Raw genomic sequence first — 14753 nt, 5'->3', positions numbered from 1 at the left:
CCACTAGCCTGTTCGTCATGAACACACCGGGGGACACGGTCGACGGGCGGTTCGAGCTGCTCGAACGGCTCGGCAGCGGAGGCATGGGGACGGTGTGGCGGGCGCGGGACCGCGTGCTGCACCGGGAGGTCGCCCTCAAGGCCGTACGGCACGACGCGGCGGCCGGGGAGGCCGTGCGCGAGCGGGTGCTGCGGGAGGCGCGGGCGCTGGCCCGGGTCAGCCACCCGAACGTGGTGATGATCCATCACATCGTGGACGAGGACCCCCACCCCTGGCTCGTGATGGAGCTGGTGGCCGGTGTCTCGCTCCAGGAACGCCTGGCGGAGGGCCCGTTGCGCCCCGCGGAGGCCGCCCGGCTGGGCCGGCAGGTGCTCGCCGCCCTGCGCGCCGCCGACGCCGCCGGGGTCCAGCACCGCGACGTCAAGCCCGCCAACATCCTGCTGCGCCCCGACGGCTCCGCCGTGCTCACCGACTTCGGGATCGCCGCGCTGCAGGGGTCCACCGCGCTGACGGCGACCGGCGAACTCATCGGCTCCCCGGAGTACATCGCCCCCGAGCGGATCCGGGGCAACGACGACGACCCCGCCTCCGACCTCTGGTCCCTCGGCCTGGTCCTGTACGTCTGCGTGGAGGGCGTCAGCCCGCTGCGCCGCGCAACGACCCTGGCCACCCTGGCCGCGGTCCTCGACGAGGCCGTGCCCCCGCCGGTGCGCTCCGGCCCGCTCGCCCCCGTCCTGCAGACGCTGCTGGTACGCGATCCGGCGGCCCGCCCCGACGCGGCGCGGCTGGACGCGATGCTGGCGCAGGTCGAGTCGGGTGCGGCGCCGGACTGGGAGCTGCTCACCGCGACCGCCCCGCTGCCGTCCGCCCCCGCGACGGAGCCGACGCACGTCCTCCAAACACCGACCGCCCCGACCGCCCCCGCAGGCTCCCCGGCCGGCTCCGGGAGCGCAGGAAGCAGCACCGGCGGCAGGACKAAAAGCAGAAGAGGCCGTATGGCGCTCGTCGCCACCGCCGTCGCGGTCGCCCTCGCCGCGGCGGCCACCGTCCTGGTGCTCACCTCGGGCGGCCGGGAGGGCGACGGCGACGAGGCCCGCGGGGGCAAGGACACCGACCGCGCGGCATCGGCCGGCCCGTCCTCGCCGTKCGCGAAGGGGACGCCGACCCCCACCCCGTCGTCCCCGGACCCCACGAAGGAGACGGTGGCACAGCCCCCGGACACCGCGGACTCCGGGAAGGGCGACGGCGAGGACGGCGGCGAGGACCGTGAGAAGGCCGGCTCCGGCTGGATCGCCCAGCTCCACTCCGAACCGGTCGGCACCGGCACCGCCGCCCGGGACCAGCGGCTCGCCACCCTCCGGCGCTCCGTCCCCGAGGCCGTCTACGTCCGCAGCGACGACTACGCGTCCCTGCGCCCGGGGTTCTGGGTCTTCTACGCCCCCGGCCCCTTCGCCGACGGCCGCGCCGCCCTGGCCTTCTGCGAGGCACGGGGCAGGACCTCGTCGACCACCTGCGTCGGCCGCTACCTGAGCGAGGACGCCGACGACTACGACCTCCAGTGCAGCCCGCCCGCCGCCGCCCCCAAGGGGACCTGTACGCGCCGGTGAGCCGGGCCGCGCGGATGATGTCACGGTACGTGCCGTTACCGTCCGTGCCTCCTGACGTTGAAGGGACAGTGCGGTCGCGTTCGTGCTGCCGCGCTCACCGATTCGAAGGAGAAACGTGATGTCTCGCATCGCGAAGGCAGCCGGTGTCGCTCTCGGCACGAGCGCCGTTGTGCTCAGTGGTGCCGGTCTGGCCATGGCGGACGCGGACGCCGCGGGCACGGCCGCCGGCTCGCCCGGTGTGATCTCGGGCAACGCCGTCCAGGTCCCGATCCACGTGCCGGTCAACGTCTGCGGCAACACCGTGGACGTCATCGGCCTGCTGAACCCGGCGTTCGGCAACGCGTGCGCGAACCTCAGCCACCACGACGAGGGCTACGGCCACGGCCACTGAGCCACCGTACGGACACGGGAGGCCCCCGGCGGTACCCACCGCCGGGGGCCTCCCGTGTCCCGCACCGGTACCGGCGACCACACCCGCACCGGGGCCCGTACCGGCCCGCGTACGCGCCTCACGCGTACCGGTAGATCCGGCTGTGGTCCTCCAGGTCGTCCGGTGTCACGTCCCACGGCGGCAGCGCCTCGTGCCGCGCCACGACCCGCCCGTGCTGCAGGTCGCCGAGGCCCGGCGGGGACGCGGGCAGGTACCGCGCGCCCCGGTGCCGCTTCTGCCAGCGCGTCCACAGCAGGTCCACGAAGGAGTGGTGCAGCCAGAAGACGGGGTCGTTGACGGACGCCCCGCCCAGCATGTGCCCGCCGACCCAGCGGTGGACGCGGTTGTGGTTGCGCCAGGCGTCGTTGCCGCGCCCGCGCCCCCACCCCTCCAGCTTGTTGCGGAAACCGCGGCCGGAGGTGGAGTTCCAGGGCTGCGCGTCGTACACCGGGTCGTCGAGGGCCGCGGCGACGTCGTCCGCCGTGGGCAGACCGAGCGGATCGCGCGGCCGGCCGAGGTCGCGGGTGAGGTAGTCGCCGTCGGTCACCGACTCCTTGACGACCCACTTCTTGTAGCGGCGCGCGAAGGGCCCGGTCGTCACCTGGTGGTCGGAGCGCCGCCCGTTGCCGCCGAGCAGGTCGTCGCCCCACAGCGGGGCGGTGGGGGTGCGGTCCTTCGTCCAGTCCCAGTACGGCACGGAGACCGAGGGGTCCACCCGGCGCAGCGCCCGCTCCAGGTCCAGCAGGAACCGCCGGTGCCAGGGCAGGAAGGAGGGCGTCATATGGGCCGTGCGCAGCCCCTTCTCGCCGTCCGACACGTAGTGGTCGATGTGGATGCGGACGAACTCGTCGTACTCGCCGGTGCGTTTGATCTCCAGGAACGCCTCCACGAGCCTGCGCCTCTCGGTACGCGTCAGCGCGCTCACGTTCCTACGCGTGTACACCATGCCGGTGTCCCTCCCCCGCCCGGTCCCCGTCCTGCGGGACCGGCGGCCGGGGTCTGCGGCACGGCAGGCGTCTGCGGAGCGGCCGGAGCCTGCGGATCGGCAGGCGTCTGAGGGGCGTTCGGGGTCGTCGCGGCGGCCTTGGCGATGGCCTGCTTCACGGCCTCGGAGAGCTTGGCCGCGTCGGCGGCGGGGAGCTGTCCCTTCTCCGCCTCCAGCGTGGCGGAGAGCAGCTCGGTGACCGGCTTCAGCACCCCGGCGACGTCACCGAGGGCCGCGGTCTGCGCCAGCAGGGCCGCCGCCTCGGGCGCCGGCGCCCGGACCGTGCGGGCCCGGTCGCCGTGCGCCGGGTCGTGGTCGGCGGCCACGGCGGGTGCGGCGACCCCCAGCAGGAGCATGGCGCAGAGGGCGGAGGCCGCGGTACGGCGCACGGGCAGAGCACGCATGGAGGGTCCTTTCGACGGTGCGTCGGATCCAGGGACTTGCCCAGGGATGGCCCGGGGCTTGGTCCTCACCGTGGAAGCGGTGCCCTCCGCCTGCAACCGATCGGCCCCGCCCCAAGGCGGCCCGTGCCCGCCGCCGGGACCGTTGTCCCTGGTGAGATGCCCTGCTCCGGCCCACCGGGGGCGCCCGGCGCCCCTCCCTCCATTCGGGGCAACGCGGATCGGCCGCCCTCCCGTGGGGGAGGACGGCCGATCGGGGCGGAGCTGTGACGCCGGTGCGGAGCTACGGCGTCAGTGCGGGGCTACGACGTCAGTCGTTGACGCACTTGTTGCCGAACGCCGGGTTCAGCAGGCCGATCACGTCGATCGTGTTGCCGCACAGGTTGATCGGCACGTGGACCGGGACCTGCAGCACGTTGCCCGAGAGGACACCGGGGGAGTTGGCGGCGACGCCGCTCGCGTCACTGTCGGCAGCGGCGATGCCGGCGGTGCCGGCCATGGCGGCGGCGGCAACGGAGGTAAAGACCAGGCCCTTCGCGATACGCGACATGGAGAGGTGCTCCTTGGGATTGAAACATCGACCGGGCGGAGGTGCCCGGCTCTGGAATCAACGCGCGGCACGGGCGCGGGTTGTGCCTCCAAAAGAGTGATGCTCCGGGCCGTTACCAGAAGCGGGTCCAGGGGTTATCCCGGAAGATGCACACGATTCCGACACACTTGACGGGTTTCACGGATAAATACGGATAGAGGCTACAGTTGCGTTCTCCCCGGAACGCCTGCGACAGACGGGGAGTCATGGCGGCGTCCATTCCACATCCCCCTTCCGTCCGCCCGCCGGGACCAGATCCTCTTCCGCCGAAATTCCCCTCGAAAGGGCTACGCCGGTCATGCGCAATTCCCTGGGTCTTCTGCTGCGCCGCGGGACGGTGAGTGCCTTTTCCCTCGCCGCGCTGTGCGTGCCGGGCGGACCGGCGGCGGCCGTGCCCGACCCGCCGGGCGCGGAGGCGGATGTGCGTACGGACGCGGGTGCCCGGGTCGCCGCCGAGGCGGCGGGGCTGCCGTTCGCGCAGCGGTACCGCGCGCTGCGGCACGGCGGGATCGTCCGGGCCGCCAACACGTCGGTCACCTGCCGCCGGCCGCTCGCGCCGGCGCCGGTGTCCTGTCCCGCCGCACGGGCGGGGGCCGCGGCCGCGAACGACGGCTTCGACATGTCCTACACGGACGTCGACAGCGACCCGAACACCTACAACTCCAGCCGCGCCACGATCGCGTTGCCCGCCGGGGCCCGGGTCGCGTACGCGCGGCTGTACTGGGGCGGCAACCTGCGGGCCGGTGAGCAGAAGCCGCCGCGGGACAACGGGCGCGTGCTGCTCGCCGAGCCCGGCGGCCGCTACAAGGAGGTGCTCGCGGACACCGTGGTCGGGCACCGGGTGGCGCGCGGCGCGGACGCCTACCAGGCCTCCGCGGACGTCACGCGGCTGGTGGGGTCGAGCGGCGCGGGCGCGTACACCGTGGCGCAGGTCAACGTGGCGAAGGGGCACTCGGCGGCCGGCGCGTGGGGCGGCTGGACCCTGGTGGTGGCGTACGAGAAGGAGTCGGAGCCGCTGCGGCACCTGGCGCTGTGGGACGGCTTCGGCCCGCTGGGACCGGGCGAGGACCAGGTGGTCACGGTGCGCGACCTGGACTTCCCCGCGGGGGCCGCGGGACGCGTGGGGCTCGTCGCCTACGACGGCGACCGCGGGCTGACCGGCGACGCGCTCACCGTGTCGGACGGGTGGGGCCCGGCCGTGCCGCTCGGCAACGGCGCCGGCCCCCGTGACGACGTACTGGACTCGACCATCGCCGACCCCGCCGGCACGGCGGCCTCCGTACGGACGCCCGCGTACCCGAACACGCTCGGGTACGACTCCGACGTCCTCGATCTCGGCGAGGGCCTGCGGCGCGGCGGGGACCGGCTGGAGTTCCGGCTGGCGTCGCCGCGGGACGCCGCCTGGGCCGGTGTGCTGTTCGCCGCCGTCGACGCGAAGCGCTGATGCCCCTCCCCTCTGCTCCCGTCCCCCCGAGTTCCGCCCGCGCCGCGTCCGAGCGCCGCCCGTGAGCGAGGAGAACACGCATGCAACTGTCAACCCCCGGCTCCCGGCCACGGGTCCTGCACGTCTCCCAGCCCGTCGACGGCGGGGTGGCCCGCGTGGTCACGGACCTGGTGCGGGCGCAGCTGGCCGCCGGTGCCGAGGTCGACGTCGCCTGCCCGGCGACCGGTCCTCTCGCGACGGCGGCCGGGCTGCTCGGCGCCGGTGTGCGGCACTGGCGGGCGACCCGCTCGCCGGGCCCGTGGCTCGCCCGGGAGGMGCGGAGCCTGCGCCGGATCGTGCGGGAGGCGCGCCCCGACGTGGTGCACGCGCACAGCGCCAAGGCCGGCCTCGCGGTCCGGCTCGCCGTGCGCGGCCGGGTGCCGACCGTGTTCCAGCCGCACGCCTGGTCGTTCGAGGCCGCGGGCGGCGCCACCGGGCTGCTCGCGCTCCACTGGGAGCGGGCGGGCGCGCGCTGGGCGTCGCGGGTGGTCTGCGTCAGTGAGGCCGAGCGGCGCACCGGACAGCAAGCGGGCATCAGAGGACGCTGGAGCGTCGTCCCCAACGGCATCGACCTGGCGGACCACCACCCGGCGCCGGTGGACACCGCGCGGGCCGGGATCCCGCTGCTCGCGGGGATCGGCCCGGCGGCGCCCCTCGTGGTCTGCGTGGGGCGGCTGTGCCGGCAGAAGGGGCAGGACGTCCTCCTGGACGCGTGGGGCGAGGTGACCCGGCGGGTGCCGGGGGCGCGGCTCGTGCTGGTCGGCGACGGGCCGGACGCGCGGTCACTGCGGGCCCGGGCCCCCGCCTCCGTGCTGTTCGCCGGGTCCGTCACCGACACCGCGCCCTGGTACCGGGCCGCCGACCTGGTGGTCCTGCCGTCCCGCTGGGAGGGCATGGCGCTGGCGCCGCTGGAGGCCATGGCCTGCGGGCGGCCCGTCGTGCTCACCGACGTGGACGGGGCCCGCGAGAGCCTGCCGCCCGGCCAGGGACCGCACTGCCTGGTGCCGTCCGAGCAGCCGCAGGCGCTGGCCGCGGCGGTCGCCGGACTGCTCCTGGACCCGCTGCTGCGCGAGTCGCTCGGTCACCAGGCACGCCGGTACGTAACGACCACGCACGACGTGCGGCGCACGGCCGCGGCCGTCGCCGACGTGTACCGCGACCTGATCGGCGGCTGGCCGACCGGACGGGGCGCGGGCGTGGACCACACCGAGTACAGGGAGTCCCTCCACACGTGACTGCGGACAGCACCGTTCCCTCCCCCGGCGGCCGGCCCCGGCTGGCGGACCTCGGATTCCCGCCCGTCTCGGTCATCCCGCCGCGCGGGACCGCCGACGGCTTCGGCCTGCCCGGCGACCGGCGGCCCCTCGCACGGCGGGCCTCCCGGCTGCCGCTGCCCGGCGTGGACGCCGGCGCCGCGCTGGCCGGCGGCCTGCTCGCGCTGCCCCTGGCCCATCCGCTGCCGCTCGCCGTCCTGGTGCTCGCGGTGCTCGGGCTCAACGCGCACGCGTCGCTCCACCGGGCCGCGCCCGTGCCCGCCGTCCTGGACGAACTGCCCGCCCTCTGCGGCCGGATCGCGGTCGGCTGGTGCGCGCTCGCGGCCCTGCTGGCGGCGTACTCCCCGGAGCACGCGCTGTCCGCCCGCACCCTGCTGCTGGGCTGCGCGGCGCAGTCGGTGGTGAGCTGCGCGGGCCGCGCCGCCGTGTACGGGCACCGGCGCCGGGCGCTCCTGCGGCGCCCGCGCGCGGCCCTGGTGGTGGGCCGCGCCGCGGAGGCGCAGCGGGTGGCGTCCGCCGTCCTGCGGCACCCGGGCTGCGGGGTGCGCCCGGTGGGCGTCGTCGCCGACGAGGCGGCCGGCCCCGAGGGACTGCCCGTGCTGATCACCGGCGAGGAGGTCCGGCGGGCGATCGTCCAGAACGGCGTGCAGGACGTGCTCGCCGTGGGACCCGCCGCCCTCGCCGAACAGGCCGCGCTGCTGCGGGCGCTCGGCGCGTCGGGCTGCACCGTGTGGGAGCTGGGCACGGACGGGCCGGGGCACGCGCCCGGGTCCGGGCGGGCCGAGCGGCTCGCCGGGTTCGCCTGCCGGCGGCTGCCCGCCGGGCGGCGGTACGGGACCGCCGGGAAGCGGCTGCTGGACGTACTGGCCTCCGGGGCCCTGCTGCTGCTCGCCGGACCGGTGCTGCTGGTGTGCGCGGCGGTGCTGCGGGCCGCCGACGGGCCCGGCGTGGTGTTCCGGCAGGAGCGGATCGGCAAGGACGGACGGCCGTTCACGCTGCTGAAGTTCCGTACGCACCGGCCGGTCGACGCGCACGAGGCGGCGACCCGCTGGAGCGTGGCCAACGAGCAGGAGATGCGCTGGTTCTGCCGCTTCCTGCGGCGCACCTCGATGGACGAGCTGCTCCAGCTGTGGAACGTCTTCCGGGGCGACATGAGCCTGGTCGGCCCCCGTCCCGAACGCCCTTACTTCGTGGCCCAGTTCAGCCAGACGTTCCCCGGTTACGCGGCCCGCCACCGGATGCGGACCGGGATCACCGGGCTCGCGCAGATCCACGGGCTGCGCGGCGACACCTCGATCGAGGACCGCTGCCGGTTCGACAACGCGTACATCGACGACTGGTCGCTCTGGCAGGACGTCTGCATCCTGCTGCGCACCGCGGCCCTGCTCGTGCGCCCGACGGGGAGCTGACGGTGGCCCAGGTCCTGTCCGCCCCGCCGCTCACGGCCGGCGCGGCCGCGGCGCCCCGCCGCCTCCTGCCCGTGCTGCCGCTGCTCGCCCTCGTCGTCACGCTCGCGCTGCCGGTCCCCGGGGGCGCGGACGGCGGCGGCACCCCCGCCGACGCCGTGTCCGGGCTGGTCGTGGTGTGCTGCGCGCTGCGTCTGGTACGCGGCCGGCGGCGCCCCCTGACCCGTACCGCCGCCGTCGTGCTGGGACTCCCCGTCGCCGGGGTCGCCGTCGCGACGGCCGGCGCGGCCTCCGCCGGGGCGGGCGCCGAGGGGCTGGTGCGCTACCTGCAGGTCTTCGTGCTGGTGCCCGCGGCGGTGATGCTGCTGATCCGCGACCGGCGGGACGCGCGCCTGCTGGCCTGGTCGCTCGTCGGGCTCGCGCTGTGGCAGGGGGCGATCGGCGTCCACCAGTACCTGACCGGGACCGGGGCCTCGTACCAGGGCGAGATGGTCCGGGCGGTGGGCACGTTCGGGGCGACGGACATCATGGGCATGGCGGCCGTGGTGTCGTTCGGCCTGGTGTGCGCGCTCGGTCTCGCGCTCAGGTCCGGGCCCGCGCGGCAGCGGACCGCGGCGGCGGTGTGCGCGCTGGCGCTGCTGCTGCCGCTCGCGCTGTCCTTCAGCCGCGGGGCGTGGATCGCGACGGCCGTCACCTGCGGGGCGCAGCTCGCGCTCGCCGGGCTGCGGCGGGCCGTCCGGGTGCTCGCGGCGGTGGCCGCGGCCGCGGTGGTCCTGGTGGGCGGGTTCGGCGTGGGCACCGCGATGCTCCAGGAGCGGATCAGCAGCATCACGCAGGTCGCCGAGGCCCCGGACCAGTCGGTGACCGACCGGTACACGATGTGGACGGCGGCCGTCGACATGTGGCGCGGCCGGCCGCTGACCGGCGTGGGGCTGAAGGGCTTCCCCGAGCACCGCGACGGGCACGCCTCGCTCGCGCTGTCCTCGGGCAGCGACACGGACGGGGCGGGCGCCGGCTTCCGCCGGCAGCCGCTGCTGTCCCCGCACAACATGTACCTGCTGGTGCTGAGCGAACAGGGCCTGCTGGGGCTGCTCGCGCTGGCGGGCAGCTGGCTCGCGCTGCTGGTGTGCGGGCTGCGGCGGCTCGTGCGCGCCCGCGCGGGGCGCCGCGGCGGCCTCGACTGCGCGCTGGTCGCGTGCGGGGTGCTGCTGTGGCAGCTGGTCGACTTCGTGTACGCCGACATCGGCGGCCCCTCGACCGTACTGACCGCGCTGGTCCTGGGCCTGGCCGCCTGGTGGGCGCTGGCGTCCGAGGAGGCCGGGCGACGATGACGCTCACGCCCTCCCGGGCCGAGGGAGAGGGAACGGCGGCAGGGACCGGGGACGAGGTCCTGTTGCCCGGGGCCCGTGCGGCGTCGCGGGACACCGCGGCCGCGGCCGGGGAGACCGCCGGGGAGGCCGCCGGGGAGGGCACCGCGCCTTCCGCGAAGGCCTCGTCCTCCGCGGTCGCCCCGCCCACCCGCGGCTTCCTCGCCCGGGCCACGCTCGTCACCGCCGTCCTGTCCATCGCGGGCGCGCTGCTCGGCCTGGGCCGGGACCAGGCGCTCGCACACCTCTTCGGGGCCGGCACCGAGACGGACGCCTTCCTGGTGGCGTGGACCGTGCCGGAGGTCGCGGCGACGCTGCCGCGCATCGCACTGGTCCTGGTGGGCGTCTGCGCGCTGCTCGTCGCCGGGGCGCCGTACCTGGTGGCGGGGCTCGCGCCGGGGCTGCCCGACCCCGGGCTCGCCGTCGACTGCACCCGGCTGACGGCGACCTGCGTCCTGAGCTTCGGCCTCGCCGGCTACTGCAGCGCCGCACTGCGCGCGCACCGGCGCTTCCTGGCGCCCGCCGCCATCTACGTCGCCTACAACACCGGCATCATCACGTCGATGTTCGTCCTCGGCGGCCGCTGGGGCGTGCGGTCGGCGGCCGTCGGTGTCGCGGTCGGCGGCTGCCTGATGGTGGCGGCCCAGACCCCGGCGCTCGCCCGGCAGCTGTTCGGCCGCCACCGGCCGGACGCCACCACCGCCGCCGGCACCACCGCCGGTACGGCTCCGGCCGGCGCTCCGGCTCCGGCTCCGGAAGCGGCAGCGGCTCCGGCTCCGGAAGCGGCCTCCGCAGAGCCGGCAGCGGCCTCCGCGGAGAACGCGGTGAACCTCGCGCTCGTCACCCCGGTCCTGCTCTTCGCCCTCTGCCGGCAGTCCCAGGTGCTCATCGAGCGCTACCTCGCCTCCAGCCTCCCCTCCGGCGCCATCTCGCACCTGAACTACGCGCAGAAGGTGGCGCAGATCCCGATGACCCTCTCGCTGATGCTGTGCACCGTCACCTTCCCGGTGCTCGCCCAGGCGCTCGCCGAGGGCGACACCGAGCGGGCCCGCGACCGGGTCGAGCGGGACGTCTCGGTCGCCGCCTGCATGGTGCTGCTGGGCGCGGCGGCGGTCTTCGCCTGCGCGCCCCAGATCATCCAGCTCCTCTTCCAGCGCGGCGCGTTCACCGCCCAGGACACCGCGGCGACCGCCACCGTCATGCGGGTCTACACGGTCGGGCTGCTCGGCCACACCCTGGTGGGCGCGCTCGTGCGGACGTACTTCTCCGCCGGGCGCCCCACCTGGTACCCGCTGGCGGCGATGGCCGCGGGCATCGTCGCCACGTCGTGGATCGGCGCGGCGACCGTCGGGGCCTGGGGGGTGTGCGGGATCGCCGCCGCCAACGCGACCGGGATCACCCTCACCGCGGCGCTGCTGCTGTCCGGCATGAACGAGCGGCGCAGCGTGCCGATCCGTACCCGGCGGGTCGTCCACGAGCTCAGCAAACCGGTCCGGGCGGCCGTGCTCGCGGCCGTCGCCGGTTCGCTCTGCGCGAGCCGCTTCGGCTCCCCCGGCACCGCCCTGCTCACCGGCGGCGTCACCGTCGCCGTCGTCTACGTCCTGCTGCTCCGGTTGCTCGGCGTCCAGGCCGTCGCACCCGCCTTCCGAACCGCCCTCCGCTCCGTCACCCGAAGGCTGCCGCATGCCCGTTCCCGCTGATCCGACCGCCCCGACCCGTACAGGCACACCCCGCCCTCCGGTCGCGCCCCTGTGGGTGGCGATGTACCACTCGGTGGGCGACTGCTCCGACGACCCGTACCGCATCACCGTCTCGCCCGGCCGTCTCGACCGGCAGCTGGGCTGGCTGCACCGCCGGGGCCTGCGCGGGGTGAGCGTGGCCGACCTGCTCGCGGCCCGCGCCCGGGGCGCGGGCCGCGGCCTGGTCGGGCTCACCTTCGACGACGGGTACGCGGACTTCGCCGACCACGCCCTGCCCGTACTGCGGCGCTGGGGCTTCGGCGCCACCGTCTTCGTCCTGCCGGGCCGGCTCGGCGGCACGAACGAGTGGGACCCGCTCGGCCCGCGCAAGCCGCTCCTCACCGCCGAGGCCGTCCGCCGGCTCGCGGACCTCGCGGACACCGACGGCCTGGAGATCGCCTCGCACGGTCTCACCCACGTCGACCTCACCCGCGCCGACGACGCGCTGCTGGGCGCCGAGACCGCCGGCAGCCGGGCGCTGCTCGGCGAGCTGACGGGCCGTGAGGTGCAGGGCCTGTGCTACCCGTACGGGACCGTCGACCGGCGGGTCGCCGACGCCGCGCGGGCCGCCGGGTACCGCTATGCCTGCGCGATCGACCCCGGCCCGCTCACCGGCACCTTCGCCCTCCCCCGGGTCCACGTCGGGGAGGACGACACGTCCTGGCGGCTGCTGCTGAAGTACCGCCTCAACCGGCTGCGCAGACGCCCGGTCCCGCTGACCGACACCGACGCCGGTGCCGAGGCCGGTGCCGGTTCCGGTGCCGAGGCCGTGGCGGAGAGCCGGTGAGGGCCCTGCACGTCATCACCGGGCTCGGGGTCGGCGGGGCCGAGCAGCAACTGCGCCTGCTGGTGCGGAACCTGCCCGTCGACTGCGACGTGGTGACGCTCACCAACCCGGGCGCGGTCGCCGAGGGCCTCACCGCCGACGGCGTGCGCGTCATGCACCTGGGCATGCGGGGCAACCGCGACCTGGCGGCGCTGCCCCGGCTGGTCCGCCTGATCCGCGGCGGCCGCTACGACCTGGTCCACACGCACCTCTACCGGGCCTGCGTCTACGGCAGGACCGCCGCGCGCCTGGCCGGGGTGCGGGCCGTCGTGGCCACCGAGCACTCGCTCGGCGACTCGCAGCTGGAGGGCCGCCGGCTGACCGCCGGCGTCCGCGGGCTCTACCTGGCCAGCGAGCGCCTGGGCCGCGCGACGGTCGCCGTCTCCCCCACGGTCGCCGAGCGGCTGCGCCGCTGGGGCGTGCCGGGGCCCCGCATCGAGGTCGTGCCGAACGGCATCGACGTGGCCGGCTTCCGCTTCGACCCCGCCCGCCGCGAGAGCACCCGGCGCCGGCTCGGGCTGCCGCAGGGGGCGTACGTCGTCGGGGGCGTCGGGCGCCTGACGTCCGCCAAGCGGTTCGAGGTGCTCGTGCGGGCGCTGGCCGACCTGCCCGACGACGTCTGGCTGCTGCTGGTCGGCGGCGGTCCGCAGGAGAGCGTGCTGCGGCGCGCGGCGCAGCGGCGGGGGGTCGCCGACCGGGTCCTGTTCACCGGCGAGCGCCCCAACGGACCCGCCGCGCCGCACGCCCCGGGCGCTCAGGGCGCTCAGGGCGCTCAGGGCAGCCTCGACCTGCCGTCGCTGCTGGGCGCCATGGACGTCCTCGCCTCGCCCTGCGCGGAGGAGGCCTTCGGGCTGGCCGTCGTGGAGGCCCTGGCGGCGGGCCTGCCCGTGCTCTACGTCTCCTGCCCGGCCGTCGACGACCTGCCCAAGGACGCGGCGCCGGCCGCCCGGCGGGTGCAGGGCGGCGCGGACTCCTTCGTACGGGCCCTGCGGCAGGCCCGCGCGCAGGGGCCCGGGCCGCGCGCGGCGCCGGACGCCGCGCACCACTACAGCATCGCCCGCAGTGCCGACCGGCTGATGGACATCTACACGGCCGCAACTCTGGGAGTGAGTTCCACATGACCAACGACCCGAACCGTCCGGCCGCGCGGCCGGGAACGGCACTCGCCCGCGCCAGGGCGCTGCCCCCGTGGTCCCTGCTCGCCGCCGGCGTCCTCCTCGGGGGCGCGCTCGGCGGCGCGTACGGCGCCCTGAAGACCCCGCAGTACAGCGCGACGAGTTACGTCGTCGCCGTCCCCACCGAGAAGTCGGACCCGGCGGCGGCGCTCGGCTTCGCGCAGGCCTACGGGCGGGTCGCCACCCAGCTCGCGGTCCTCGGCGACGCCCAGGTGTGGGCGGGCGTGCCGGTGTCGACCCTGCGCGGGAGCGTGCGGGCGGCGACCTCGCCGGACGCGCCGATGGTCTCGGTGACCGCCACCTCCGAACGCCCCGACCTGGCCGCCGACATCGCCAACGCGGTGTCGCGCTCGCTGACCCGGCACGCGAACGACACCGAGGACAGCACGCACGTGGAGCTGCTGCAGTTCTCCCGCGCGATCGAGCCCACCGAGGCCTCCTCGCTGTCGGCGGGCGCGACCGGGCTGATCGGGGCGAGCGCCGGCGGGCTGCTCGGCGGGCTCGCGCTGCTGGTGCGGCCGCGCCGGGCCGAGCAGGCCCCGCCCGCCGCCTCGGTGCCGGGCCCCGCCACCGCCGTCGACGTCCACGGACAGCTGTGAGAACCGCCGTCCTGCGCACGGCTCCGCGCACGCAGCCGTGCAGCGGGCCGCACAGCGGGCTGCGTACGGAACTGTGCCGGGACGAGCGGGAGTTCGGGCGGCTGGCCGAGGAGTGGGCGGCGCTGTACCGGCGGTGCGGCACGGCGACCCCGTTCCAGACCCATGCCTGGCTGCACTCGTGGTGGCTCTCGTACGGCACGCCCGGCCGGCTCCGGCTGGTGCTGGTGCGCGACGGCGGTGAGCTGGTGGCCGCCGCGCCGTTGATGCTCGTACGGCAGCCGTGGCCCGCCCTCGTGCCGCTGGGCGGGTCGATCTCCGACTTCGGGGACGTGCTGATCGAGGACGGCGAGCGCGGCGAGCGGGCCGCCCAGGCCCTGGCCGACGGACTGGCCGCGGCCGCGCGCACCGCGCTGATCGACTTCCGTGAGGTGCGGCCCGGCGGCGCGGTCGAGCGGGTGTACGCGCGCTGGCGCGGGCCCCGCCGGCAGGTGCCGGACTCGCTCTGCCTGGAGCTGCCCGCCGTGCCGATGGACGACCTGATCGGACGGCTCGCGACGGCCAAGGCGCAGCAGCGGGTGCGCGCCAAGCTGCGCAAGCTGACCTCGCTGGGCGTGGAGCGGCGCGCCGTGCGCCCGGAGGAGGTGGACGCGGCACTGCGCCGGCTCCTGGAGCTGCACCGGCTGCAGTGGCAGGGGCGCAAGGTCACCACCGAGCACCTGCAGGATCGCTTCGCCGAACACCTGATCCGTTCGGTGGGGCCGATGGTCCGGGCCGGCGACGCGGTGGTGACCGAGTTCCGGCTGGACGGCGCCGTGGTGGCGGTGGACCTGACGCTGCTGTCGGAGCGGCTGGCGGGCGGCTACCTGTACGGC

At 76.1% G+C, this 14753-nt stretch carries 14 protein-coding genes; 11 read left to right on the top strand and 3 right to left on the bottom strand.

Features of this window, described 5'->3' with window-relative positions; translation table 11 throughout:
* Positions 1-17 precede the first annotated feature (17 nt).
* Positions 18-1607 carry a serine/threonine-protein kinase gene (locus FGF04_RS35395; protein WP_149515483.1) on the top strand — a complete coding sequence of 530 codons (1590 nt, stop codon included), beginning with the start codon at positions 18-20 and terminating at the stop codon, positions 1605-1607.
* A 118-nt stretch (positions 1608-1725) separates the two neighbouring features.
* A complete protein-coding gene (locus FGF04_RS35390) occupies positions 1726-1998 on the top strand; it encodes a chaplin (RefSeq protein ID WP_149515482.1) in 273 nt (90 codons plus the stop codon).
* A gap of 118 nt (positions 1999-2116) precedes the next feature.
* Here the strand turns inward: FGF04_RS35390 and FGF04_RS35385 are convergent, their stop codons facing one another.
* The 3 genes from FGF04_RS35385 to FGF04_RS35375 all read right to left on the bottom strand — a co-directional run bounded on the left by FGF04_RS35385 (position 2117) and on the right by FGF04_RS35375 (position 3973).
* Positions 2117-2983 carry a tyrosinase family protein gene (locus FGF04_RS35385; RefSeq protein WP_149515481.1) on the bottom strand — a complete coding sequence of 289 codons (867 nt, stop codon included), beginning with the start codon at positions 2981-2983 and terminating at the stop codon, positions 2117-2119.
* Entirely contained in the window at positions 2959-3426 is a 468-nt protein-coding gene (locus FGF04_RS35380) for a hypothetical protein (protein ID WP_149515480.1), read from the bottom strand. The genes FGF04_RS35385 and FGF04_RS35380 overlap by 25 nt, the downstream gene beginning before the upstream one ends.
* A 307-nt stretch (positions 3427-3733) precedes the next feature.
* A complete protein-coding gene (locus tag FGF04_RS35375) occupies positions 3734-3973 on the bottom strand; it encodes a chaplin (RefSeq protein WP_149515479.1) in 240 nt (79 codons plus the stop codon).
* Between the two features lie 337 nt (positions 3974-4310).
* Here FGF04_RS35375 and FGF04_RS35370 point away from each other — a divergent pair, with 337 nt between their 5' ends.
* The 9 genes from FGF04_RS35370 to FGF04_RS35330 form a co-directional block, all read left to right on the top strand.
* The gene (locus tag FGF04_RS35370; RefSeq protein ID WP_149515478.1) at positions 4311-5456 is read left to right on the top strand and encodes a DUF3344 domain-containing protein; all 1146 of its coding nucleotides are present in this window, start codon (positions 4311-4313) and stop codon (positions 5454-5456) included.
* A gap of 80 nt (positions 5457-5536) precedes the next feature.
* Positions 5537-6730: a glycosyltransferase gene (locus FGF04_RS35365; RefSeq protein ID WP_149515477.1), complete on the top strand. Its 1194-nt coding sequence runs from the start codon at positions 5537-5539 to the stop codon at positions 6728-6730.
* Positions 6727-8178 carry an exopolysaccharide biosynthesis polyprenyl glycosylphosphotransferase gene (locus FGF04_RS35360; protein WP_149515476.1) on the top strand — a complete coding sequence of 484 codons (1452 nt, stop codon included), beginning with the start codon at positions 6727-6729 and terminating at the stop codon, positions 8176-8178. Before FGF04_RS35365 ends, FGF04_RS35360 begins: the two co-directional genes overlap by 4 nt.
* 2 nt (positions 8179-8180) lie before the next feature.
* Positions 8181-9506, top strand: a complete 1326-nt coding sequence (locus FGF04_RS35355; RefSeq protein ID WP_408055711.1) for an O-antigen ligase family protein — start codon at positions 8181-8183, stop codon at positions 9504-9506.
* Positions 9503-11242 carry a murein biosynthesis integral membrane protein MurJ gene (murJ, locus tag FGF04_RS35350; RefSeq protein WP_235882656.1) on the top strand — a complete coding sequence of 580 codons (1740 nt, stop codon included), beginning with the start codon at positions 9503-9505 and terminating at the stop codon, positions 11240-11242. Before FGF04_RS35355 ends, murJ begins: the two co-directional genes overlap by 4 nt.
* 61 nt (positions 11243-11303) lie before the next feature.
* Complete coding sequence (locus FGF04_RS35345; RefSeq protein ID WP_149515500.1) at positions 11304-12068, top strand: polysaccharide deacetylase family protein; 765 nt, start codon at positions 11304-11306, stop codon at positions 12066-12068.
* On the top strand, positions 12065-13228 hold the full coding sequence (locus FGF04_RS35340) for a glycosyltransferase (protein WP_149515475.1): 1164 nt from the start codon (positions 12065-12067) through the stop codon (positions 13226-13228). The genes FGF04_RS35345 and FGF04_RS35340 overlap by 4 nt, the downstream gene beginning before the upstream one ends.
* Positions 13225-13881: a YveK family protein gene (locus FGF04_RS35335; protein ID WP_149515474.1), complete on the top strand. Its 657-nt coding sequence runs from the start codon at positions 13225-13227 to the stop codon at positions 13879-13881. The genes FGF04_RS35340 and FGF04_RS35335 overlap by 4 nt, the downstream gene beginning before the upstream one ends.
* A 59-nt stretch (positions 13882-13940) precedes the next feature.
* A partial coding sequence (locus FGF04_RS35330) for a GNAT family N-acetyltransferase (RefSeq protein ID WP_149515497.1) occupies positions 13941-14753 on the top strand: 813 nt, incomplete at its 3' end.

The sequence above is a fragment of the Streptomyces apricus genome, from assembly GCF_008369065.1.
Lineage (GTDB): Bacteria > Actinomycetota > Actinomycetes > Streptomycetales > Streptomycetaceae > Streptomyces > Streptomyces apricus.
Note: the sequence above shows the minus strand (reverse complement) of the source record. Positions and strands in the feature narration are given on the sequence as shown.

What these genes read in the sequence shown, in the direction of transcription:
- FGF04_RS35370 (WP_149515478.1), top strand. Translation starts at nt 4,311, where the DNA reads ATGCGCAATTCCCTGGGTCTTCTGCTGCGCCGCGGGACGGTGAGTGCC.
- murJ (WP_235882656.1), top strand. Translation starts at nt 9,503, where the DNA reads ATGACGCTCACGCCCTCCCGGGCCGAGGGAGAGGGAACGGCGGCAGGG.
- FGF04_RS35385 (WP_149515481.1), bottom strand. Translation starts at nt 2,983, where the DNA reads ATGGTGTACACGCGTAGGAACGTGAGCGCGCTGACGCGTACCGAGAGG.
- FGF04_RS35380 (WP_149515480.1), bottom strand. Translation starts at nt 3,426, where the DNA reads ATGCGTGCTCTGCCCGTGCGCCGTACCGCGGCCTCCGCCCTCTGCGCC.
- FGF04_RS35390 (WP_149515482.1), top strand. Translation starts at nt 1,726, where the DNA reads ATGTCTCGCATCGCGAAGGCAGCCGGTGTCGCTCTCGGCACGAGCGCC.
- FGF04_RS35375 (WP_149515479.1), bottom strand. Translation starts at nt 3,973, where the DNA reads ATGTCGCGTATCGCGAAGGGCCTGGTCTTTACCTCCGTTGCCGCCGCC.
- FGF04_RS35345 (WP_149515500.1), top strand. Translation starts at nt 11,304, where the DNA reads ATGTACCACTCGGTGGGCGACTGCTCCGACGACCCGTACCGCATCACC.
- FGF04_RS35335 (WP_149515474.1), top strand. Translation starts at nt 13,225, where the DNA reads ATGACCAACGACCCGAACCGTCCGGCCGCGCGGCCGGGAACGGCACTC.